This is a genomic window from Halomonas sp. SCS19, from assembly GCF_040147015.1.
Taxonomy (GTDB): domain Bacteria; phylum Pseudomonadota; class Gammaproteobacteria; order Pseudomonadales; family Halomonadaceae; genus Halomonas; species Halomonas litopenaei.
Genome location: NZ_JAMSHN010000001.1, coordinates 15,997 through 41,123, shown reverse-complemented (window position 1 = coordinate 41,123; position 25,127 = coordinate 15,997). Strand labels below are relative to the sequence as shown.

The window sequence follows — 25,127 nt, the reverse complement described above, 5'->3', positions numbered from 1 at the left end:
CAGCCGCAGCGCTTTCAGCCACCCCTTCAGCCACCCCCTCAATAGTGACCGCGGCCGCACCGATCGGCTTTTCGCTGCGTATCCAGGCCGAGGACGATGACGCCAGCGACGGCGCCTCGGCCAGTATTGCCGGCGATACCGGAATCGCCGTGGTCAGTGATCCGGCTAACCCTGACGCCGCCGACGCCGAGGGCAACGCCTACGTGGACTACGGCAACGGCGTGGCCGGTGGCGAGAGCCTGACCTTCACCTTCGAGGCGCCGGAGGCCGGTGAATACGACCTGGTGCTGCGCTACGCCATGGGCGACGGCAACCGTCCACTGCGACTGGACGTCAATGGCGAGCTGTTCGACCGCATGTTCGACCTGCCCGCCACCGGCGATGATTTCACCAACTTCGAGCTGACCCAGCCGGTACGGGTGACCCTGGCCCAGGGCACCAACACCATTACGCTGACCTCCAACGGGGCCAGCGGGCCTAACATCGACTATCTGGAAATCACCGCCCCGGACCCCGATCGCTACGTGGTGCAAGGCGAGGACATGCTGCTGTCGCCCGCCGAGGACGTGAACGACAGCGGCACCAACCGGGTGGCGACGCTCGACAGCATCGCTGACTTCACCAACGGCAACGAGACCTTCCGGGTCGGCGCCGAAGGCGCAGGCTACCTGGACTGGGCGTTCGACAATGCCAATGCCACCGCTGACTTCACCCTGGACGTGGCCACCGCCGGCACCTACACGGTAAGCGTCACCTACGCTACCTCCAGCCCCCGTCCGCTGGACCTGATACTGGTGGACGGCGCGACCACCACCACCCTGGGCACCTTTGCCTTCGCGACAACCACGGCGCCGGACTACTACCCCGACGATGTCGAGTCCGATCTCGACGCTGCCAACCGGCCCAATCAGAGCAGCCAGTGGGAAGGCTGGACCGTCGAGACCCTGGAGGTCGACCTGGCTGCCGGTTCCAATACCCTGCGTCTGGGCGGCGGCTATACCAATGGCCCCAATATCGACAAGATCGAGCTGGCCCTGGTCAGCGCTGCGGTCACCAATCCAGTGATCGACCCGCTGGTGGTGCAGGCCGAGGACGCCGAGCTCGGCGTCGACAACGGTGCCGCCACCCTGGTGCGCGACGCCGAGAACCCCGAGAGCGGCGGCTTTGTCGGGCTGCGCCCGGACTACTCCGGCACCGGCTATGTGGACTTCGGCAGTGCACCCGGCGACAGCCTGACGTTCACCGTCAACGTGGCCGAGGCGGGTGACTACGACCTGAACTTCCGCTACGCCAGCAACGGGGCGCGCCCGCTGGATCTGTCGATCAACGGGGGAGACGCCTCGACCCAGGCCTTTGCCAGCACCGACCCCAACGCCGGCAATGTCGATCCCGAGGGATTCGATGTCTGGGGTTATCAGACCCTGACGGCGAGCCTGCAGGCCGGCGACAACACCATCACCCTGGCGATCCCGGTTGGCCGCAACAATGGACCCAACGTCGATCGTCTCGAGGTCACCACGGCGGGTACCGGTCCGGTCGGCGATGTCGAGGGCGACGAAGGTGACGACCTGTCGTTCAGCTCCGCTTCCGCCCTGATCAATGCCGACGCCGCTGCCTCGGCGGGTTTCAACGTGACGGGGCTGGATGATGACATCGTCTTCGTCGGCGTCAGCTTCGATGGCGGCGTCAACGTCGAGGAGGTCACCCCGGACGCCAACGGTGACTTCAGCCTCGACCTGTCCGGCCAGGCCGATGGGCCGCTGGCGGCCAGCCTGATCGCGATGGATGCCTTCGGCAACCGTGCGACTCGCGAGCTGTCATTGACGCTGGATACCACCGCCGACGAGGGTGCTGACCTGGCGCTCAGCGGCCCGGTCGATCCGGTAGCCGCGGATGACAGCGACGCTGTCACCTTCAACCTGGCGGGGCTGGACACCGACGCCGACGTCGTCGAGGTAAGCTTCGACGGCGGCACCACCCGCACCCCGGTAGGCGTCGATGGCGGCAGCGTCCAGCTGGACCTGTCCGGCCAGGACGCCGGCACCCTGGACGTCACCCTTTACGTCACCGACGCCGCCGGCAACGAAGCCAGCACCAGCACCCAGGTCACCCTGGAAGCCGACGATGCCCCGCTGACGGTGGACTTCTCGGCGGGGGCGATCTCGTCCTACGGCGGTAATCAGGACAACCCGTCCCAGGGCACCGGTGCGGCGGTGGAAGACGCCGGCGCGACGCTTGCCCTGACCGACAACGTGTGGAAGCGGGTGGCCCTGGGCGAAAGCTACCAGATCACCGCCGACACACGCCTGACGCTCGAACTCAGCGCCTCTGACACCCCGGTGTCGGAGATCATCGCGATCGGCTTTGACCTCGACGACAACCCCTTCAACGGTGGCAACAGCGCCTACCAGCTGGCCGGCACCCAGAGCCAGGGTGGTTTTGTCGACCTGCGTGGCCAGGGCGTCGATGACGACGGTGATGGCATCGTCAGCTTTACCATCGATCTGTCGGCCCACGCTGGCACCACCATCGATTCGCTGGTGTTCGTCAACGACGACGACCTGGGCGCCAAGGGCAGCGCGCGCTTCTCCAACGTGACCCTGAGCGAGGCCACCACCGGCGACGTCAATCAGGCGCCGCAGGTGGTCGGTGGTGGCGTCGCCGACCTTGCCCTCGATGAAGGTTCCACCCTCGAGGTCGACCTGGCCTTCGAGGACCCCGACGGCGACGATCTGAGCTACCGCTTCGAGGTGGCCGACGCCGATGGTGCGCCTGTCGACGCCGCTGGTCTTGCCATCGACGGCAGCGTGCTGAGCGGCAGCCTGGATGGGCTGGAACCCGGTGATTATACCGTTACCTTGTTTGCCGATGACGGTCAGATCGAGACCTCCGACAGCTTTGTGCTGACCATCGACAACGTCAACGACGCCCCGGTAGCGGAACCGGCGGCGCTGGAGCCGTTCTTCGGTGAAGTCGGCGAGGCCTTCGGTCAGGTGGCGATCGCCGACTTCGCGCCGCTGTTCTCCGACCCCGACGGTGACGACCTGACCCTGACGGTCGAAGACTTGCCGGCAGGACTCGAGGTGGTCAATGGCGTGATCCAGGGCACGCCCTCCCAGGGCGGCAATTTCAGTGTGACCCTGCGCGCCACCGATCCCGGCGGTCTGTCCGCGACCCAGGTGCTGGAGTTCCAGATCGAGGGCACCGATATCGGTGACGTCGTGACCATCGAGGCCGAGGCCTTTACCGACCTGGACGCCGACAACGTCATCGCCACCGGCAACGCCAGCGCCTCGGGCAACGAGCTCATACGGGTGACCAGCAACACGCCCGCCACCGTGGGCACCGAGCTTGCCGCCGCAGGCGTCGAGCCGGGCTGGTATCGCGTTACCCTTTACGTCTTCGACGAGACCGACGGTGAGGGTGAACTGACCCTGTCCATCGATGGCAATGCTCTCGAGGCGCGCAATCTGTCGAGCGACAGCCTGACCTCCGACGTCGTATTGAGTGACGACTTCGGCACCCTGGTGGGTAGTGGTGGCCGGGGCAACGCCGGTCAGAGCGGCAATCGCAAGGAGATCGTGTTCGAGACCCCGGTGGAGATTACCGCCGATTCGCTGCTGTCGCTGGAGCTTAGAGGCGAGGGCGGCGAGCTGATGCGCATCGACTCGCTGGACCTCCTGCGCATCGAGGAGCCGGTCAACAACGCCCCGACGATTGACGGACTCGACGACAGCGTCAGTGTCGATGAAAACACCAGTGCCGTGGCGACCCTGACACTGGACGACCTGGACGGTGACGCCCTGACGGTGACCCTCGAGGGCGCCGATGCCGCGCTGTTCAGCTTCGACGCCAATACCGGCGTATTGAGCTTCGTCAATGCCCCGGACGCCGAGCTCGCCGCCGACGCCAACGAAGACGGCGTCTATGAGCTGACGGTCATCGTCAGCGACGGCGAAGACAGCGTGTCCCAGGCGACCCTGGTCACGGTCAACGACGTCAACGAGAGTCTCTCGATCGGTGCAACCGCACTTGCCATCGACGAGAACCTGACCGAGATCGGGTCCATCGCGGTGCTCGATGAGGACGGTCAGCCGGCCACCCTGACGGCGCCGGTGTTTGCCATCACCGGTGGTGTCGACGCGCCGCTGTTCACCATTAACGCTGATACCGGAGCGCTGGCCTTTACCTCGGCGCGTGACTTCGAGCTGGCGGCGGACGCCAACGAAGACAACGTCTACGAGGTCGAGGTCAGCGTCAGCGACGGTGATCTTTCCACCACCGAGCTGGTGTCGGTCACCGTCAACGACGTCGACGAAGCGCCTTTCTCGCCCTTGAGCCTGCAGGCCGAGGACGGTGTGGTCGAGAGCTTCGATACCGACCCCAACAACACCGACACCCAGGTCCGCGACCCGGACAACCCCGAGCCGAACCAGCCCACCGGACTGCGTCCGGGCTTCAGTGGCACCGGTTACCTGGACTTCGGTGACACCCCGGGAGACAACGTCAGCTGGCAGATCGACGTGGCCCAGGCCGGCCAGTACGACATCAGCGTACGCTACGCCACCAATACCGATCGCCCGCTGGATCTGGTGATCAATGGCGGTGATCCGCTCGCCCTGGCCATGGTCAGTACCGACCCGGACGGCACCGGGCCTGAGGAAGGCTTCGACCACTGGCTGTTCGAGACCGTCACCGTGACCCTGGAGGCGGGCAGCAATACCATCGCCCTGGCGATCCCGGCAGGTGCCAATACCGGTCCCAACATCGATCGCATCGAGGTGACCGAGGGCGGCAGCGGCCCGATTGCGGAAGACGTCAGCGCTGACGAGGATGGCGATCTCGCCATCGTCGCCGACGACGATACCCTCGACGCCAGCCAGCTGGCGGCGGCGGTGTTCAATGTCTCGGGTGTCGATGACGACGTTACCACCGTCGAGGTGTCCTTCGACGGTGGCGCGACCCGCACCGAGGTGACGCCGGATGCCTCGGGCAACATTACCCTGGACCTGAGCGGCCAGCTCGACGACCAGAGCGGTGATCTCACCGTCTCGCTGTTTGTCACCGACGCCGCCGGCAACGAGGCCAGCGCCACCGAAGTGGTCAGCTTCGAGGACGACGACGTGGTGGTGGCGCCGATCACCCTGCAGGGCGAAGACGCCGACATCGTCGACGTGGGCGGTACCGCCCAGGGCGAGGTCACCCGGCCGGTGGATGCGGACAATCCCGACGACTTCGGCAATCATCGTCCCGGCGCGGTGGGTGACGCCTACCTGGACTTCGGCTCCAACCCCGGCGACCAGATCACCTTCAACGTCAACGCGGTGGAGGCCGGCAGCTACACCGCCACCGTGCGTTATGCCAATGGAGGTGATGCCCCGCGGCCGCTGGATCTGACCGTCAACGGCGATGATCAGGGCCAGCTCGGCTTCCCCAACGCCACCGGCGCGGACGCCTGGAACGAGTGGCAGACCCTGGAAGTCGAGGTAGAGCTGGTCGAGGGCGCCAACACCTTCACCCTGACCATGCCCGCGGGCGCCACCGGCGGTCCCAACATCGACCAGGTGGTGTTCGACTTCAACGAGGCCGACGTCGGCACCCCGGCGTTCAACTTCGCCATCGAGGGTGAGGCGCTGACCATCGTCGACGCCGACGGCGACACCCAGGTGCGCGACGCCGACAATCCGGAAACCAACACCGCAGCCGGCCCCGACGGTCTATGGAATGGCTTCTCCGGTAGCGGTTACCTGGACATGGGCGCCGACGCCGGTGACGCCGCCGAGTTTCAGGTGAGCGTCGATGAGGCCGGCACCTACACCCTGGAGGTGCGTTATACCAACGCCGGCACCAACGGCGCCGACCGTCCCATGGATATCCTGGTCGACGGCCAGAGCCAGGGCAGCCTGGCCTTTGCCTCCACCGGAACCGACGCGGCCGGCTGGGAGAACTGGACCACCACCACCATCGAGGTGGAGCTTGAGGCCGGCGACAACACCATTCGTCTGGCCAATATCGGCAACGCTGGCCCCAACATCGACAGCCTGACGGTGAGTCGTGACGGGGTGGCACCGGATCGTCCGGTGGAGCCGGGCGATCGCTTCTCGGTCAAGATCAACTTCCAGCCCGAGGGCACCGCGGTGCCGGATGGCTACATCGCCGACAACGGCAAGGCCTTTGGCACCCAGTCGGTCACCGTCGACGGCCAGACCTACCAGTACGGCTGGGTCACCGAGGAGTCGATCTACGATGGCGATCCCGGCACCGAGCCACTGGACATCAGTTCGCTGACCAGCGTTGCGGTCAATGATCGCACCGATGACATCGCCGGCCTCGACCCGCGTCAGGGAACCTACGCCCACTTCGACCAGCCGGGACCCAACTATGTGCGGGCCGGCTGGGAGATCGAGCTGGAAGACGGCTTCTACGAGGTCACCATCTCCATCGGTGATACCAGTGGGCCCTACGACAGCAACAACGTGCTCAATGCCGAGGGCGAGCTGTTCAACGACCCCTTCACCCCGTTCCGCCCGGATGACTTCCCGGCCGACACCAACCCGTCCAACGACACCGACGGCGTGCGCTCTGACCTGGTCACCCGCATCGTCCAGGTCACCGACGGTCGTCTGACCCTGGATTCGATGGGGCTCAACAATGAGAACACCGAGATCCAGTACATCGAGATTCAGGCCCTGCCGGACCTGACCCCTGGGGACGATCGCGACGCCGCCGAAGACTACGCCTTCTTCACCGACGCCCGGGCGATCGCCGGGGTCGGCCAGAACGAGGTGGAGGTGGATCTCGATCCGGATGACGGTGCCATTCCCACCGGGGTCGATCCGACCTCCGACATCTTTGTCGGCATCTCGGTGGTGGACGGACGTGGTGGAGCCCTGCTCGAAAGCCTGGGCGACGGCTCGATCCGGTTGTTCGAGACCGTCACCGGTCAGGAAGTCAGCTTCAACGCCAACACCACCGGCGGCTTCGATTCGCTGACCATCTCGCCGAGCCAGACCCTCAAGCCGTTCACCAGCTACACCCTGGTGATCGACGGCTTCCAGGACCGTGGCCCCAACGACGATGCGAGCGCGCCGACCCGCGAGTTCCAGAAGTACACCAACACCTTCGTCACCGGCGCCGAGCCGGAGGTGGTCGCGCGCGACGTGGCCTTCAACGACGTGGTGGAACTCAACGGCGCCGCCGACGGTGCCTTCGGCTTCACCTCGCTGGAGATGAGCCCGGATGGCGCCTACATGTACATCGCCACCATCAGCGGTGAACTGTTGCGCTACGACGTCGACCCGATCGACGGTTCGCTGTCCAATCGCCAGGATCTGAGTCTGCCCAACGACTATTTCGACCAGCCGGGACAGAGTCAGCAGCGCGGCATCATCGGTCTGGTGGTGGACCCCACCGATCCCAATGTGCTGTGGATCACCGACAACTATCCGATCCCGCTGACCGGACGTGACAACGGTGTGCCGGACTTCAGCGGACGGATCACCAAGATCACCCTGGACGATGGACCCGGCTTCTCCGGTACCGCCGAGGCCTATATCACCGGCTTGCCGCGCTCCAACGGCGACCACGTGACCAACAGCCTCGAGTTCCGCGAGAACCCGGACTACGACCCGGACACCAACCCGGACGTGCCGAGCCATCTGCTGTATCTGATCCAGGGCTCGAACACCGCCATGGGCGAGCCGGACAGCGCCTGGGGCAACCGTCCCGAGCGTCTTCTGAACGCCGCGGTGCTGGAAATCGATCCAACCCGTGACGTGTCCAACGGGCCCTTCGACGTCAGTACCGAACCGCTGCCCGACGATGGCCTGAACCGGCGCTTCGATGACCCCGACGGTCATCCCAAGGATGATCCCATCCCCATGGGCAACGGCGAGTTCCTGGTGTTCGACGATCGCGGCGTAGCCACGGTCCAGGACGCCAGCGGCAACGTGCTGGAGGCCTACTACGACCCCTACGCCCCCGACGCGGTGTTGACGATCTTCGCCACCGGGGCGCGTAACGCCTACGACCTGGTGTGGCACTCCAACGGCTTCCTCTACGTGCCGACCAACGGCTCGGCGGCCGGTGGCAACGTGCCGGACGATCCCTCCACGCCGGAGAACGAGCGCTACACCAATGTCGAGAAGCAGGATGACTACCTGTTCCGTATCGAAGAGGGCGGCTACTACGGCCACCCGAACCCGCTGCGTGACGAGTACATCCTCAACGGCGGCAATCCCACCGGTGCCAACGACCCCAACCAGGTCGACAAGTACCCGACGGGCACCATTCCCGAGGGCACCTACGACATCGCCGGGGTCTATTCGCTGGGCGAGAACCGCTCACCCAACGGCGCGGTGGAATACACCAGCGGTGTGTTCGGCGGCAACCTCCAGGGCAACGTGCTGTTCACCGAGTACTCCGGCGGTGACGACGTGCGCTCCATTACCCTGGACGCCAACGGCAACGTCATCGGTGACGATGTGCTGCGTGATCCCGACGGCAACGTCATCACCTACGTCGACCCGCTGGACATCATCGAGAACCCGGCTACCGGCCAGCTCTACCTGCTGACCCTCAACCGCGGCAACGGCCAGAGCCAGATCATTCGCCTCGACCCGGCCCCGGGTGGCACCACCGGTCCCGTCGATCCGGATCCCGATCCCGACCCCGTCGATGATCTGGTCATGGTGCTGGCCATCCAGGCCGAGGACATGACCCCGGATGACGGCACCTCGGTGGTCGTGGCCTCCGGTGCTGGCGCCGAGATCGAGATCCGCGACATCAACAACCCCGAGCCGAACCAGGCAGATCTGCCCAACGGCCTGCGCCCCGGCGCCTTCGGGGTCGATGGCAATGACGTCGACGATGACGGTGTGCCCGGCGGTTACGCCGACTTCGGTAGCACCAATGAGGACTTCATCACCTTCAGCTTCGAGCTGGACCCCGACCAGGCCGGCGACTCGGTGCTCAGGGTGCGCTACGCCAACGGCGGCAATGCCGATCGTCCTCTGGAGGTGTTCGTCAACAACGTCTCGGTGGGCGTCGTATCCTTCCCGCCGCCCCAGGACCCGGCACTTGATGACGCAGACTCGCGCTGGGCCGAGTGGCTGACGGTGGATATCGATGCCGATCTGGCAGCCGGTCTCAACACGGTGCGCTTCCAGGCCACCGACAACACCGGGCCCAACATCGACCAGCTGGCGATCCTCCAGGAAGAAGGGGATGCAACGCCCGGCTTCACCCTCTACGAGGCCGAGGACGCCGCGCTCGGCGGGGCGGTAGTAGTCCCCGAGAGCCAGGACGACCGTAACGCCTCCGGTGACGGCTTCGTCGACTTTGCCGGTGCCGGGGACCAGACCATCACCTGGACGGTGAACGTGGACGAGGCGGGCAGCTACGAGATCGGCTTCCGCTACGCGCTGGCCGCGAGCAAGGCCGACCGTCCGCTGGGTCTGACCATCAACGGCAATGACCTGGGCCAGCTCAATTTCGTCGGCCAGAGCAACGACGACGAGACCGACTGGTTCTTCCAGGACGTGCTGGTCAACCTGGAAGCCGGCAGCAACACCATCGTGCTGACCGCGCCGAATGCAGTGGGCCCCAATATCGACCTGCTGCGGGTGCCGGACGACAGTGGTGACATCTTCATCCCGGTCTACGCCGATGTCTCCGATGGTGGCCGCATCGAGCTCGAGGATGGCAACAGTGCGCGTACCGTCAATGAGCTGACCGCCGACTTCTACTTCACGGTGGACAGCGACGGTCTCTATCGTCTGGACCTGGCGGCCAACGCCGGTGCCGATGACGGTGGCTCGCTGGCGCTGACCCTCAATGGGCAGACCATCGATAGCCTGGCCTATCCCGGGGTGGGTGACGCCGGCGAGCAGGGCATCTACGTCGAGCTTCAGGCCGGCGTCGAGTACAACCTGCGCGCGGTATCCAGCGCCGATGGTGCCGATGACCTCGACTACCTCGACGTGTCGCCGCTGACCGGTAACGACAACGCCGATATCGAGGTGCAGAGCGGCGATGCTGCCTACTTCGCCAACCGCCTGCACTTCAGCTACCTGGAGAACAACAGCGCCTCGAACGATGATCGCGAGTTCAAGGACAGCGCCACGGTGACGATCTCCAATAGCGGCAGCGAGCCGCTGGAGATTCTCGAGTCCGATATCGACGGGCCCTTCGTGCTGGCCGATCCGGGCGCGTTCGACGGCCTGACCCTCGCTGCCGGTGAGTCGCTAACGGTCACGGTGCTGTTCGACCGGGACGCCTATACGGCGCCGACCACCGACGCCGGGGATGGCGTGTTCGAGGGTCGCATTCGACTGGTGACCAATGACCAGGACTCGCCGGTGGCCGAGATCCACATGGCCGGCTTCTGGCAGGCTCGTGACGAGGGTGGCTGGGAACCCAACGTCAACGAGGTCTGGGAGGTGTTCGGCTTCGGCAACCAGATCGATGGTCTGGCGACCACCGGTGGCGGCCAGAACTCGGTGCTCAACGACTTCGACCTGTATCGGCCGGTCAACGACGACGAGGTGCTGTCGCGCTACTGGTCGCTGGCCGACGGCGTAAGCGAGGCCAAGATCACCCAGATCGCCGCCTACCACGGTGGTGGCGGGGCGACGCTGGGTATCCATGCGCCGGGCAACAAGAACCAGGACATCATCTTTACCAACCACCAGGGAGACAACAACCAGACGCTGTTGCCGCTGGTCAACAACGGTGACTTTGCCACCGCGACGTTCAGCCGGGATACCATCCCCGATGGCTGGGCCGGCGAAGAGGTCTTCGGCATCGAGATGGCCGGCCTTTCCACCGATCCGTCGCTCAACCCCCAGGGTGGAGGCACGCCGCCGGCGGACGCCGACGGCATCGAGCGGGGCTACACGGTGCGCATGTTCCGGGCGCTGGACGCCGACGGCAACGTGATCCCCAATACCTACCTGGGGATCATGGACTACACCGGCATCAACTATGACTACAACGACAACATGTTCGTGATCGAAGGGGTCAAGCCGGTGTCCGGTGGCTCGCTGACCGTGACCAACAACGACGGCGTGCCTTCCGACGAGCGCCTGGTGATGTCGCGCATCGAGAACCCGGTCAATGATGCCCAGGAGGTCCACGACGAGGTCACCATCACCCTGTCCAACGACGGCTTCGATGCCCTGACCATCGACGACGTCGAGGTCAGCGATACCTCGCTGTTCGAGCTGACCGAGGCGTTCAGTGCGGTGACCCTGGCGCCGGGCGAGTCGGTGGAGGTGACGGTGCGCTTTATCGCCGATGACCCCAACGACGGTTCGCTCTACGAGGCCAGCCTGATCATCAGCTCAAGCGACGCCGACGAGGCCGAGAAGGTGATCGAACTGGCCGGCATCAGCCAGAACCAGTCCGAGAGCGGCCAGGAGCCGACGGTGCAGGAGATCGTCAACGCCTTCGGCTACTCCACCGACGTGGCCCAGGGACAGATGAACCAGGGCGGCCTGGTGGAGGCCAACGGCGACGAGGTTCTGGCGCCGTACTTCCAGCGCGCCGACGGGGCCTCGCCGATCACCATCACCCAGCTGGCGGCCTACCATGGCCAGGGTGACATCGCCCGGCTGTTCATCCACGACGTCGACAGCCGCGACATCGACGAGATCATCGCCCATGACGAGGCCGACGGTCAGACCCTGTTGCCGCGTACCCTGAATGACGGCGACAACCTGGCGGTGGCGACCCTGGATCGTGACGATCCCTTCGGCTTCTATGCCGAGATCTCCGATCGTCCGGGATACATCTCCTGGTCCGATCCCGATGCCAACCTCTACGAGGACACCATCGATGCCATCGGTATCCCGGGGGCCAACCTCAACTGGGACGAGAACGACGGTCACCTGATCCGGGTGTACGTGGCCAAGGACGCCGACGGCAACGTGATCCCGAACACCTATATCGTCATCCAGGACTACGCGGGGGTGAACTACGACTACAACGACAATATCTTCCTTGTCGAGAACGTCACCACCTATGATCCGACCGGCGCCGAGGACGCCGACGGCAATGGCCGCGTGGACCTCTACGACGACGATGATGGCGACGGTACCCCGAACTTCCTCGACGATCCGACGCCGGTGGAGCAGACCGCCTTCAATGACGACCAGAGCGCCTGGGCCGTCGGAGCAGACGGCCTGACCCTGGAGGCGAGGTTCTTCGACAACGGGGGTCAGGGAGTGGCCTACAACGACACCACCGACGCGCACCAGGGCGATGGCTTCCGCTCCGACGAGGCGGTGGACATCTCCAACGGTAGCCTGGCCATCGGCTATGTGGCCGACGGCGAGTGGCTGGAGTACACCCTGAACGTGGAGACGGCGGGCACCTATACGCTGAACTTCTCCACCTCGGCGGTCTCAGGTGGCAAGTCGATCACCGCGGCCTTCGAGCAGGATGGCAGCTTCTACACCGATGCCCAGACGCAGGCCTTGCCCAACACCGGCAGCTTCACCAGCTTCACCGAGGTGGGTCCCCTGACCTTCGATCTGGAAGAGGGTGAGCAGGTGCTCAGGCTGACGTTCAACGGCGGTCAGCTCGATCTGGCATCGTTCAGCCTGGATCTGGTGGAGCCGGTGGACGACGGTCAGGACCCGTTCAACGACACCCAGACCCCGTGGCTGGTGGACGCCGACGGTCTGACCCTGGAGGCGCGGTTGTTCGATAGCGGCGGTCAGGGGGTGTCGTACAACGACTCCACCGCGGCGCATCAGGGCAACGGCTTCCGCTCGGACGAGGCGGTGGACATCTCCACGCCGTCACTGGCCATCGGCTACATCACCGAAGGCGAGTGGGTCGAGTACACCATCAACGTGGCCGAGGACGGGCTCTATGATCTTGGTTTCCTGACCTCGATGGACACCAATTTCCCCGGGCCGCGCACCATCACCGCAAGCTTTGCCAAGGGCGGCGACAGCCCCTACGTGAGCGCCTCGCCGGTGGCGGTGAACGACACCGGTAGCTGGAGCAACTTCGTGCCGACCGAGACCACCCAGGTGGCGCTGGAGGCGGGCGAACAGGTGGTACGCCTGACCTTCAACGGCGGCTCCATGGATCTGGCGAGCTTTACCCTGGCGCCGGTGGGAGCGGTGGACGATGGCCAGCAGGCATTCACCGACGATGGCCAGCCCTGGCAGGTGGGCAGCGAGTTCAGCCTCGATGCGGTGAACTATGACGAGGGCGGACAGGACGTCGCCTACAACGACACCAGCGAGGCGCAGCTCGGCAGCAACGTGCGCGGCGAGGGGGTGGATCTGTCCAACGGCGGCAGCGCCATCGGCTGGATCGAGGATGGCGAATGGGTGGAGTACACCCTGAACATCGAGCAGGCGGGGACCTACGACATGGCCTTCCTGGCCTCGCTGGGTACCACCGGCGGTGGGCAGCGCTCGATTACCGCCAGCTTCACCAAGGACGACGGCACGCCCTACGCCACCGCCACGCCGGTGGGGGTCGAGCCCACCGGTGGCTGGACCAACTATGTCGAGACCGAAAGCACCCAGGTGACGCTGGAGGCCGGCGAGCAGGTGCTGCGCCTGACCTTCAACGGCGGGTCCATGGACCTTGAGGGCTTCTCGCTGTCACGGGATGGCCAGCAGGCGTTCAACGCCGGTGGTACCCCCTGGCTGGTGGACGCCGACGATGGCCTTGCGCTTGATGCGGTGCAGTTCGACGAGGGCGAGCAGGGCGAGGCCTTCAACGAGCTGAGTGCGGCGCAGTTCGGCAGCGACTTCCGCGATACCCCGGTGGATATCGTCGGCCAGGGTGAGGCCGTGGGCTGGATCGAGGATGGCGAGTGGCTCGAGTACACCATCAACGTCGAGCAGGCCGGTAGCCACACCCTGTCCTTCGTCACTTCTGGCCCCAATGGCGGACGCAGTATCACCGCCTCGGTGGAGCAGAACGGCAGTGTCTACGAGCAGGGCAGCGTCGACACGCCGGTGACCAGCGACTGGGGCGTGTTCGTCGATACGGCGTCGATGACCCTGGATCTGGAGGCAGGCGTGCAGGTGCTGCGACTGACCTTCAACGGCGGTTCCCAGGACATCGCGTCCTTCGAACTGACCCGTGATCCGGACGCGGCGGCGGCCAACGCGGCCAGCGCCAGTCTGCTGCTGGCGGACGATCCGCTCGCCAGCCAGGCCGACGATGGTATCGACAGTCAGCCGATGAGCGACGATGTCGGGGTCCAGGGCGTTCAGCAGGACGACGCCGGCTTCTGAGGCTGAGGCTTGGAGAACAAGCCAAGGCTGAACAGAAAAACGAGGGAGGAAGCCATGTCAGGCCCCGGCAACGGGGTCTGACGACAAGAAAAATGGAGGAGGGAGGATGGCCGGGGGGCCACCCTCTGCTCCAGAAAGATGCAGCAGAGTCGCTGTCATGGAGTCCCGTGCCGGCAGGGAGCTGGCCCTGCGCGGACCGTCCCCCCCCTGAACCTTGGTCCGCGCAGTTCTTTTTCTTGCCATCATCGAGCCGAGTGGTCCAACTCGGTCCTCGTCATTTTGTTCTGCTTGATCCCAGTACTTGATCCTACTGCTTGATCCCTCTGGGGGGGGCCTTCCTGGAACTGGCAGTCTGCGCGTGCGCATGGCGCCATCGAACCAGCGGTTTGGTGATTGCTCTTTCGTCATTCCTCACGCATGGCCCTAGTGAGCATATCGCCATTGAATCAGTGGTTTGGTGATTGCTCTTTCGTCATTCCTCACGCATGGCCCTAGTGAGCATATCGCCATTGAATCAGTGGTTTGGTGATTGCTCTTTCGTCATTCCTCGCGCATTGCTCTAGCGAGCATGTCGCCATTGAATCAGTGGTTTGGTGATTGGTCTTTCGTCATTCCTCGCGCATTGCCCTAGCGAGCATGTCGCCATTGAATCAGTGGTTTGGTGATTGGTCTTTCGTCATTCCTCGCGCATTGCCCTAGCGAGCATGTCGTTGATCGGTTTGGTGATATAGCTGGCGAAGCTTCTCTCCCCGGTGAGGATCATCACCTCTGCCGGCATGCCTGCGACAAGACGCATGTTGTCGGTCAGCTGCGATTTGCCCAGGTCGGTCACGCCGACGCGGACCTTGTAGTAGCGCTGGCGGGTGGCCTCGTCCTCGAAGCTGTCGGCGCTGACGCGGACCACCTCGCCGTCGATGACATTGGACAGGCGCTGGTTGAAGGCGCTGAAGCGGATTTCCGCCGACTGGCCGGGGTAGAGGTGATCCACATCGTGGTTGGGGACGCGGGCCTCGATCACGAAACCGTCGCCGGCCGGGACCAGGTCCAGCAGCGGGTCGCCACTACGTACCACGGCGCCCAGGGTATGTACCTGCAGGTCCACCACGGTACCCGCCACAGGGGCCGTGATTCGCGTGCGCGCGAGGGTGTCATTGAGGGCGACCAGGCGCTCTTCGGCGTCGGCGACCTCGGCCTGGACCTGACGTAGCGCTTCGCCCACCTGCTGTTGAAATTCCTGCAGGCGAATCTGCTTGTTCAGGGTGTTTTCACTGATATGGGCGCGCAGTCGGGCGATCTCCGAGGCGTGTCCCGCGTTGTCACTCTGGTACTCCAGGCTCTCGCGCTCCAGCTCACGCAGACGCTGGCTGCTGATCATGCCGTCACGAAACAGCTTGCGGTGGTTGGCGACCTCACCCTCCAGCGAGTCGATGCGTTGCTGGGTGATCGAACGGGTTTGCCCCAGGCCGGTGATCTGCTCTTCCAGTTGAAGAATCTGCTGGTCCAGGGCGGCCAGCGTATCGTCCAGCGATTGCCGGCGTACCTCGAACAGCCGCCGCTGCACGCCCAGCACCTCCTGAACCCGCGAATTGCTGGACGCGATCAGTTCCGGTGGAAAGACCAGGCTGTCGCTGTCGGCCTGTTCCGCCAGCAACCTCACCTCGCTGGCCCGAGTGATCAGGTACTCGGTTTCGGCGATGCGCTGCTGCGCCAGCGCCTGGGTGTCGTCCAGCACGATCAGTGGGTCGCCGGCTTCCACGTGATCGCCGTCCTCGACCAGCACGTCGGCGACGATGCCGCCTTCCAGGTGCTGGATCGTCTTGGTGAAGCTTTCCACCGAGACCGAACCGGGGGCGACCACCGACACTGCCAGGTGAGCGGTGACCGACCAGACCCCGAAGCCGCCGAAGGCCACCAGCAGGATGGCAAGGCCCCAGCGTCGATAGGGCCGAAGGTCCACCGGTACTAGATTCTCAGGACCGGCGGTGGCCGAGCTCGAGTCGATGGCGGCGGTCTCGACGGGCACCGAAGTAGAGACTTGAGCGCTCATCGTGGTGTCCTCGAGCTGTTGGATGAAGGGGGATCCGTTGGCAGCGGGTTCGATGGCGCAACGCCGAACGGGGCTCGTTGAGAAGAGGGCGTGCCGGCACCGGCGACTTGCTTCACCACCCGTGCCGAGGACACCGTTCCCTTGAGTCTTGCCCCGCCGGCCGGTGAGGGAGGAGCCAGGGACGTCACTCGGCCGTTGTCGAGGAACATTACCCGGTCGACCTGGGCCAGCAGGCGCTGTCGGTGGGTGATCACCAGGGTAGTGGTGGCGAGCCGGCGCAGGCGGACCAGGGTTTCCACCAGGGCTCGCTCACCGCTTTCGTCCAGATTGGAATCGGGTTCGTCCAGCACCACCAGCGATGGTTCGCCGTACAGGGCTCTGGCAAGGCCGATGCGTTGACGCTGGCCGGCGGATAGACCCGTGCCGCCGTGTCCGATGGTGGTGTCGTAGCCTTCGTCGAGCTTGAGGATCAACTCGTGGACGCCGGCCAGGTGGGCTGCCTTGAGTACTGCGTCGGCGTCGACCGGGCCGAAGCGAGCGATGTTGTCTGCAATGCTTCCGGCCAACAGCTCCACGTCCTGGGGCAGATAGCCCAGGTGGGGCCCCAGGGTGCTGCGTTCCCAGCGCAGGATGTCGGAGCCATCGAGGCGTACGCATCCGTCGAGACTCGGCCAGATGCCCAGGGCTACCCGTGCCAGGGTCGATTTTCCCGAGGCACTCGGGCCGACGATAGCGAGTTGTTCGCCAGCCTTGAGGTCGACGCTGATCGCGTTGAGTGAGGCGACGGTCGCTCCAGGCGGGCCGGCACATACCTGCTGGAGGGAAAGCTGGCCCTTCGGGGCGGGCAGCGGCATCGGTGGTGATGGCGCCTCGCTGTCGATGAGTTGGCCCAAGCGTTCGCGGGCGTTACGGGCGGCGATAAAGCTCTTCCAGCCATTGATCAGTTGATCGATGGGGGCCAGAGCTCGCCCCAGCAGGATCGAGCCAGCGATCATCATTCCTGGGGTCAATTCCGCCTTCAGTACCAGCCATGCCCCCAGGCCGAGGATCAGCGACTGGGACAGCAGCCTTAGTATCTTCGAAAGGTGGGTGAGTACACCTGAACGATCACTGGCCCGGGATTGCAGTGCGAGGGAGTCACGGTGCTGCGACTGCCAGCGTCGCTTTACGCTCTCCAGCATGCCCATGGCATGGAGCACCTCGGCGTTGCGCAAGTTGGCGGCGGTTTCATCACGGCTGGCGACCTGGTGGGCGCCAGCCTGTTTCAGCAGACCCCGGGTGCAGGCCTCGTTGATCGCGGCCAGGGCCAGCAACAGGATGCCGGCGGCCAGGGCAAAGAGCCCGTAGAGCGGATGAAACAGCGTTAGTACCCCCAGGTAGAGGGGGATCCATGGCGTGTCGAAGAAGGCGAGCAGGGCGGGGCCGGAGACGAACTGGCGCAGCGTGGCCAAATCATCCAGCGCCTGGGTCGAGGTGGCACCCGGACGGCGCAGGGCCTGATCGTAGATGGCCTGATGGATAGCCGGCTGGAGCCGTTCATCCAGGGCATTGCCGATGCGCACCAGCAGTCGCGAGCGAACCCACTCGAGTCCGCCCATGACGGCGAACAGGAACACCACGACCAACGTCAGCATGACCAGGGTCTCGACGCTGCGACTGGCCAGCACCCGGTCATACACCTGCAGCATGTATAGCGAAGGCACCAGCATCAACAGGTTGATGAACAGGCTGAACAGTCCGACGTCGAAGAGGCCGCGTCGGCAGCGAAGTATCGCCTCCCGAATATTGTAACGGGTGGGGGTCATGTAAAGGCGTCTCGTTTTCTGGATTTGCGGCGAAGTTCTGGTGGTGTTGGCAGCCGGAGCGAAGAGCGATGCCTGATGTCGTTTAGCACCTTGTCGTGCAGGGTGTCCGAAATCTGATGGAATGAAGTATGGAGTTGGCAGGGAGTGAGAGGCTAGGGAGAAGTTCGCCGAAACGACTTTTTTAGAGCTTACAAATCTATGTAAAACGGCATAAAAATGAAGAATCTCAATAGATGTTTCCGTATTCTTTTGTTGAATTTTTGAAGAATTCTGTGCTGTTTTTGTCGACGATTATTGTGAGGAATATTGAAGTCATTGTTTTTAGAGGGAGTAAATAGGTTTTCGGCCGCTTTTAGATGCGTCAAAAAAGTTCTGTTGTGGAAGGGCGAGTTGATCAAGACGAAGTAGTTGGATCAAAAAAAACCCTCAACTTCTGATGTTGGTGTAAGATATTTGCTATTTGTTTCCGAATGTAAAACGGTTTTCATGGGGTATGACATGTAGAAAATATATGGAGTCACCATGAGCAGTAACGATGAGATGGTCAGCCCGATCACGGGAAGAACCGCCCAGATGTTGGTGGTGCCACAGGATGCCGATCTTCTGGTTTGGCAGGCGGAAGAGGGCACCATCATCGACGTTGGCGGTAGACCCTCCGGCGCTGTCACCGAAGTGGTGTCGGGTAGCAACGCCAGGCCCGGTGCTGTCGACAATGCCTATGTGGATCTTGGCAGGGATCCCGGTGATGGTGTCCAGTATGACATCAGTGTCGATACGGCAGGCAGCTACCAATTGACCCTGCGCTATGCCAACGGCAGCAACAGTGATCGTCCGTTGGCGCTTCAGGTGGATGGCGGCGTCACGACGTCGGTGAGCTTTCCTGGAACCGGTGGCTGGAGCAGCTGGCAGGAGGTGACGGTCGAACTTGAGCTTGAGCCGGGTTCGCATCAGCTGTTTTTGTCGATCCCCACGGCGGAACAGGGTGGCGTGGGCCAGGGACCCAACCTGGATCAGCTGACACTGGTAAAGGTGGAAGACGAACCAGATCCCGACCCTGACCCAGATCCTGATCCTGATCCCGATCCCGATCCCGATCCCGATCCCGATCCGGAGCCGGAAACAGGCATCATGTCGTTCGAGGCGGAAACCTTTACCATCGACGATCAGGAGTCGGATCCAGGCAGCCCGGCCGATACGACGGCGCGCCTGGAAGCCGATGGCGTGGATTCGCTCAGGCCTGGCTACAGTGGCGAGGGTTACCTTGACCTGGGCAACGATGTCGGCGATGCCGGGGTATTCGAAGTCACCGTGGAGGAAGGCGGCAATTTCCGACTGGACGCCCGCTACGCCAATGGAGGCAACGCTGATCGCCCCATGGCGCTCTACATTGATGGCGTCAGGGTAGGCGAGTTCGAGTTTGCTTCCACCGGGGCTGGTGATGATGGTTGGCAACGCTGGCGGGAAGAGTCGCTTGAACTCAAGCTCGAAGCCGGGACCCATTCTGTTCGCCTTGAGAATCTCACGTCAGGGGGGGCCAACCTTGACCTGGTCAAGCTGTCTCCGCTCGTCGTCGAGCCCGGCGAGCGTCCGACACTGAAGATCAACTTCCAGCCACAGGGGGCCGACGTTCCCGAGGGCTATGTCGCGGACACCGGCCAGGCCTTTGGAACACAGATGCTGGAAGTGGACGGCAAGACCTACCGCTACGGCTGGGTCACCGAGCAAAGCATTGCCGACGGAACTGAGAACGGCACCGATCCATTGTCGCTGGCGAGTCAGGGTGCTTTTACCCTGGTGGATCGCTCCGAGCGCTTCGTCGGCCTGGACCCGCGCCAGGCGACCTTTGCCCAGATGACCAGCGAGCGCGACGGCTTCGTCGATGCAGGCTGGGAAATTGAGCTGGAGCCCGGTTTCTACGAGGTGACCATGTCGGTGGGCGACGCTTCCGGCAACTTCGACGCCTTCTACGGGGTCAATGCGGAGGGTGTTGCCTTCACCGATGCCTTTGCCCCAGGGCGTCCAGACGACTTTTCCATCGATGCGACGCCGACCAATGACACCGAGGGCCTGCGTTCGGATCTGGTCACTCGGGTGGTTGAGGTGACCGATGGTCGTCTGACGCTGGATGCGCTCGACGTCGACAGCAAGAACGTCAAGCTGCAGTATCTGGAGATCCGACCGCTGCCGGACCTGACTCCGGAAGATGACCAGCCAGCGAGCCTCGACTATGCGCACTTTACCGATGCCCGGGCCATCGCCGGTGTTGCTACCAATACCGTTGTCGTGGATCTGGACAGGGAAGACGGTAGCCTGCCCACCGGAGTCGATCCCACCTCCGATATCTTCGTCGGCGTTCAGGTGGTCGAGGGCCGAGGAGGCGCACTCCTGAAGAGCCTGAGCGATGGTTCGGTACGGTTGTTCGAGACCGTCACCGGCATCGAGGTGGCGTTTGATATCAACACCACCGGCGGTTTCGATTCACTGACCCTTTCCCCCAAGGAAACGCTGAAGCCTTTCACCAGCTATAGCCTGGTGATCGATGGCTTTCAGGATCGTGGCGACAACAGCGACAGCAGTTTGCCGACCCGGGAATTCCTGAAGTACACCAATACCTTCGTTACCGGGCCGGAACCGGATATCCTGCCCAGTGATGTGGCCTTCGAGGGAACGGTGGAGTTGAACGGTTCCGTCGACGGAGCCTTCGGTTTTACCTCCCTCGAGGTCAGCGCCGGGGGTGATGCGCTGTACGTGGTCAGCATGGGCGGCCAGATCGTGCGCTACGCGCTGGACCCTGAGGACGGCTCGCTGGGCCCCGGGGAGGCCCTGTCGCTGGCCCTGGATCCCTTCATGGAGCCCGACGCCGACGCCTTCAACAATCGGCGGGGTATCATCGGCATCGCGGTGGACCCGACCGATCCAAAGGTGTTGTGGGTGACCGACAACTATCCGATCCCGCTGTCCGGACGCGACACCTCGACCCCCGACTTCAGCGGGCGCTTGTTGAAGATTACCCTGGACGAGGGAGACGACTTCAGCGGTAGTGCCGAAGTCTACCTGACCGGACTTCCCCGTTCGGTGGCGGACCACGTCACCAACAGCATCGAGTTTCGGGAAAATCCGGCGTTTGATGCAGAGGCGTCGCCCACTGAACCCTCGCATCTGCTTTACCTGACCCAGGGGTCCAATACCGCCATGGGGGACGGCGACAGTGCCTGGGGCAATAGGCCCGAACGTCTGCTGTCTGCGGCGGTGTTGGAGGTGGATCCGACGCGCTCGCCGCCCGCTGGTGGCTTCGATGTCACCACCGAGCCCCTGCCGGAAGACCAGACACGCTTCCTCGACGTCGACAATGACCTGAAAAATGCCCCCATTCCCATGGAGGAAGGGCGCTTTCTGGTGTTTGACGACAAGGGTGTCGCCAGCGTCCAGGACGCTGATGGCCTCGTGCTGGAGAGCTTCTACGATCCCTTCGTCGATGATGCCGTGGTCAAGATCTTCGCCACCGGGGTCCGCAACGCCTACGATCTGGTCTGGCACTCCAATGGCTACTTGTACACGCCGACCAATGGCTCGGCGGCGGGCGGTGCCGTGCCGGATGACCCCTCGACGCTGATCGACGAATCGGCGACCAACGTGGTCAAGCAGGATGACTATCTGTTCAAGGTCGAGCAGGGGGGGTACTACGGCCACCCGAATCCTCTGCAGGACGAGTACATCCTTAACGGCGGTAACCCCACCCGGCTGGAGGACATCAACGAGGTCACGTCCTACGATCCAGGCATCGAGCCCGACCCCAACTATCGCATCGACGATGCCTACTCGCTGGGGGAGAACCGCTCTGCCAACGGCGCGACCGAATACGTCGGTGATACCTTCGGCAATGCCTTCAAGGGCAGTCTGCTGATCACCGAGTATTCCGGAGGAGACGACATTCGCTGGATCACGGTGAATGCCGAAGGCAAGGTCATCGGTGACGACGTTCTTCGGAATGCCGCCGGCAAGGTCATCACCTATACCGATCCTCTGGATATCATCGAGAACCCCGCCACAGGGCGCCTGTATCTGGTCACCCTGAACCGCCGGACCGGCGAGAGTCAGCTGGTCCGCCTGGATCCCGTCGAACCCATGTCGTCCGGAGGGGCTGGCACTGACTCGATGAGGATACTGGCAACCATCCAGGCCGAGGACAACACCCCTGACGACGGCACCAGCGCCACCATCAGCGAGGGCGGCGCTGCCGAGATCATCATCCGTGAAGGGATCGCCAGTGAGGTGCCGGGGCTACAGCCGGGCAGCTTTGGTAATGACGGCAATCTGGATGACAACGACGGGGTCGGTGGCGGTTACGCTGATTTCGGCAGGAACTCGGACGATGCCATCACCTTTGGCTTCACCCTGGAAGCCGGTGATGGTGGTGACACCGTACTGCGGGTGCGCTATGCCAATGGTGGCTTTTCGGATCGACCTCTCGAGGTCTTCGTCAATGGCCTGAGTGTGGGTATCGCCGACTTTCCACCGGCACCGGACAGCCTCGAGGGTTCCGACCGCTGGCGTTTCTGGATGACCCAGGATATCGAGGTGAACCTGACGCCGGGCGATGTCGAGGTGCGTTTGCAGTCGGTGTCCCGGGCTGGGCCTAACGTGGATCAGCTGGAAGTGGTGCACGAGCCTTCGCCCGGTTTCGGCATCTACGAGGCCGAGGATGCACTGCTCAACGGTCCTCGAGTGATCGAAGTGGGTGACGTGCGCGACGTCTCGGAGAACGCCTACGCCGACTTCAGGGGCACGCAAGACCAGACCATCACCTGGTCGATTCGTGTCGAAGAAGCGGGAACCTATGAAATCGGTTTCCGCTACAACCTTTCTCAGACCAAGGCGGATCGACCGCTGTCTTTCAGTATCAACGGTGTCGCCCAGGATGAACTCGACTTCGCAGGGCTGAGTGAGAATAACGCTGACTGGATCTATCATAACGTGCTGGTCAGCCTGAAGGCGGGGATCAATACCCTGGTAGTGACCGCGCCGGCGGCGGTTGGGCCGGACATGGACCTGTTGTGGGTGCCCGACCAGTCGTTGGAAGCGATTCGGGCCGCCGTTCTCGGGCCAGCCGACGCCACCGATGGCGTGCGCATCGAGCTTGAGGATCGCATCTCGGCGCTCAGCGTCGACCCGCGAAGCGCTGACTTCTTCTTCGAGGTCGATACTCGAGGCCTCTACCGGCTCGATCTGGCGGCGAATGCCGGTGTGCTGCGTGGCGAGGATCTGGCCCTCAGTCTCAATGGCAAGCCGTTGACCGTGATGTCCTTTCCCGGAGCAGGAACGGCGGGTGAAGAGTCCTACTACGTCGAGCTGGAGCCCGGGATCGAGTACCGCCTGCACATGGTCTCCGATGATCTGTGCAGTCAGCGCATCGACTACCTGGACGTGACGCCAGTCGCCGTCACTGCCGAGGCCGTGGCCCACCTGGAGAGTGGTGACGTCAACTACTTCAGTGATCGCCTGTTGTTCAACTATCTCGATGAAAACAACTTTGGTGGCCCGGATCGGGACTTCAAGGAAAGTGCTACCGCCGTCATTTCCAATGATGGCAGCGACCCGCTGACTATTCTTGATGTCTCACTGGATGGCCCCTTCGTGCTTGCTGACGCGGCGGTCCTTGAAGGGGTGACACTGGCACCGGGGGAATCGCTCGAGATCAATGTATTGTTTGATCGAGCGAATTATCGTCCGCCCGCCAGCAACGCCGATGACGGCAGCTTCTTCGGGAGTCTGAGGCTGGTGACCAACGACGCCGATGCCCCTGTCCAGGAGTTGACGCTTGCCGGGTTCTGGCAGGCTCAGGATGAGGGCGGCTGGGAACCGACCGTCGACGAGGTCTGGAATGTGGCGGGATTCGGCAACCGGATCGGCGGTATTCCGACGGACGGTGGCGCCAGAGGCTCGGCCTTCGATGACTACGGTTTCTATCGCGCCGTCAGCGAGGAGGAAGTGCTGTCGCGCTACTGGACCCTGGCCGACGGGGTCGATGAAGCCAAGGTGAGTCAGATAGTCGCACTGCATGGGGCGGGTGTGGCTGCCTTTGGACTCCACGCCTTCAAGAATACCTCCCAGGATATCAAGTTGATCCGCCACGATGCGGACCAGAACCAGTCCTTTCTGCCGCTGACCTATCTTGATCGTCAGGAACCGGCAGCCACCTTCACCCGAGACGATATTCCTGACAATTGGGGAGGCAACGATCTGTTCGGCCTCGAGGTGGCCACCCTGTCCTCCGATCCCTCGTTGAATCCTCCCGGCAAGGGCAAGCCACCGGCGGATTCGCCGGATCTGGAGCGTGGCTACTACGTTCGCGTGTTCAAGGCGCTGGACGATGAAGGTAACGAGATTCCTGATACCTATCTGGTGCTTCAGGACTATTCCGGATCCAACCTCGACTACAACGACAACATGTTCGTTATCGAGGGTATCAAGCCGATGTACGAAGGCAACGGTGTCCCGCCGGAGGAAACCGACCAGGTGGTGCCATCGTCGCGCTTCACCGTGGCCGCCGAGCAGGGTGAGTCTGCGCAGGAAGTGCCCGATGTGGTCGATCCGCTGGATCTGCAGGGCCTGCCCCAGCAGCAACCCGACGAACTGTTCTGACAGGCTTGCCACTGTCAACCGTGTGAATGCCGCTCCCCCGGGAGCGGCATTTTTCTGGGCGCCGGATCCAGAGAGTAGTTGTCGCTGTTGGCAGACACCGGGTGTTGCAGGGCGTCGACAGCGGCGAAAAGGCGACCTTTGCGTTAGGCTGGTGTCAATTTGAACGGAAGGAGTCATGCATATGCGAACCGCTGGATGGATTGTTTTCCTGGTGATGGCCGTGTTGATGGTGGGCTGCAGCTATGACCCCGCACGGGTCTCGCCGGAGCCACTGATCATCATCGATGACGATCATCGCGACCATCGAGATCATGACGGTGGCGACTTCTGTCCGCCGGGACAGGCCAAGAAGGGTCGTTGCTGAAG

General features: G+C 63.5%; 5 protein-coding genes. 3 read left to right on the top strand and 2 right to left on the bottom strand.

Annotated features, from left to right (window positions below; translation table 11 throughout):
- Positions 1 to 44: 44 nt before the first annotated feature.
- Complete coding sequence (locus tag NFH97_RS00105) at positions 45 to 14,267, top strand: carbohydrate-binding protein (RefSeq protein WP_349624168.1); 14,223 nt, start codon at positions 45 to 47, stop codon at positions 14,265 to 14,267.
- A 676-nt stretch (positions 14,268 to 14,943) separates the two neighbouring features.
- On the opposite strand, the gene NFH97_RS00100 is transcribed toward NFH97_RS00105, so the two are convergent.
- Together NFH97_RS00100 and NFH97_RS00095 are read right to left on the bottom strand one after the other, a co-directional pair.
- The gene (locus tag NFH97_RS00100) at positions 14,944 to 16,314 is read right to left on the bottom strand and encodes an HlyD family type I secretion periplasmic adaptor subunit (RefSeq protein ID WP_349624167.1); all 1,371 of its coding nucleotides are present in this window, start codon (positions 16,312 to 16,314) and stop codon (positions 14,944 to 14,946) included.
- Positions 16,311 to 18,119 (bottom strand): type I secretion system permease/ATPase, encoded by a 1,809-nt coding sequence (locus tag NFH97_RS00095; protein WP_349624166.1) that lies wholly within the window; start codon positions 18,117 to 18,119, stop codon positions 16,311 to 16,313. Before NFH97_RS00095 ends, NFH97_RS00100 begins: the two co-directional genes overlap by 4 nt.
- A 522-nt stretch (positions 18,120 to 18,641) precedes the next feature.
- Between NFH97_RS00095 and NFH97_RS00090 the strand changes: the two genes are divergently transcribed.
- Both NFH97_RS00090 and NFH97_RS00085 read left to right on the top strand, forming a co-directional pair.
- Positions 18,642 to 24,761 (top strand): carbohydrate-binding protein, encoded by a 6,120-nt coding sequence (locus NFH97_RS00090; protein WP_349624165.1) that lies wholly within the window; start codon positions 18,642 to 18,644, stop codon positions 24,759 to 24,761.
- A 181-nt stretch (positions 24,762 to 24,942) separates the two neighbouring features.
- Complete coding sequence (locus NFH97_RS00085) at positions 24,943 to 25,125, top strand: hypothetical protein (RefSeq protein WP_045994856.1); 183 nt, start codon at positions 24,943 to 24,945, stop codon at positions 25,123 to 25,125.
- Positions 25,126 to 25,127 lie beyond the last annotated feature (2 nt).

Excerpts from the sequence above, each read along its gene's own strand:
- NFH97_RS00100 (WP_349624167.1), bottom strand. The coding sequence starts at position 16,314 with ATGAGCGCTCAAGTCTCTACTTCGGTGCCCGTCGAGACCGCCGCCATC.
- NFH97_RS00095 (WP_349624166.1), bottom strand. The coding sequence starts at position 18,119 with ATGACCCCCACCCGTTACAATATTCGGGAGGCGATACTTCGCTGCCGA.
- NFH97_RS00090 (WP_349624165.1), top strand. The coding sequence starts at position 18,642 with ATGAGCAGTAACGATGAGATGGTCAGCCCGATCACGGGAAGAACCGCC.
- NFH97_RS00085 (WP_045994856.1), top strand. The coding sequence starts at position 24,943 with ATGCGAACCGCTGGATGGATTGTTTTCCTGGTGATGGCCGTGTTGATG.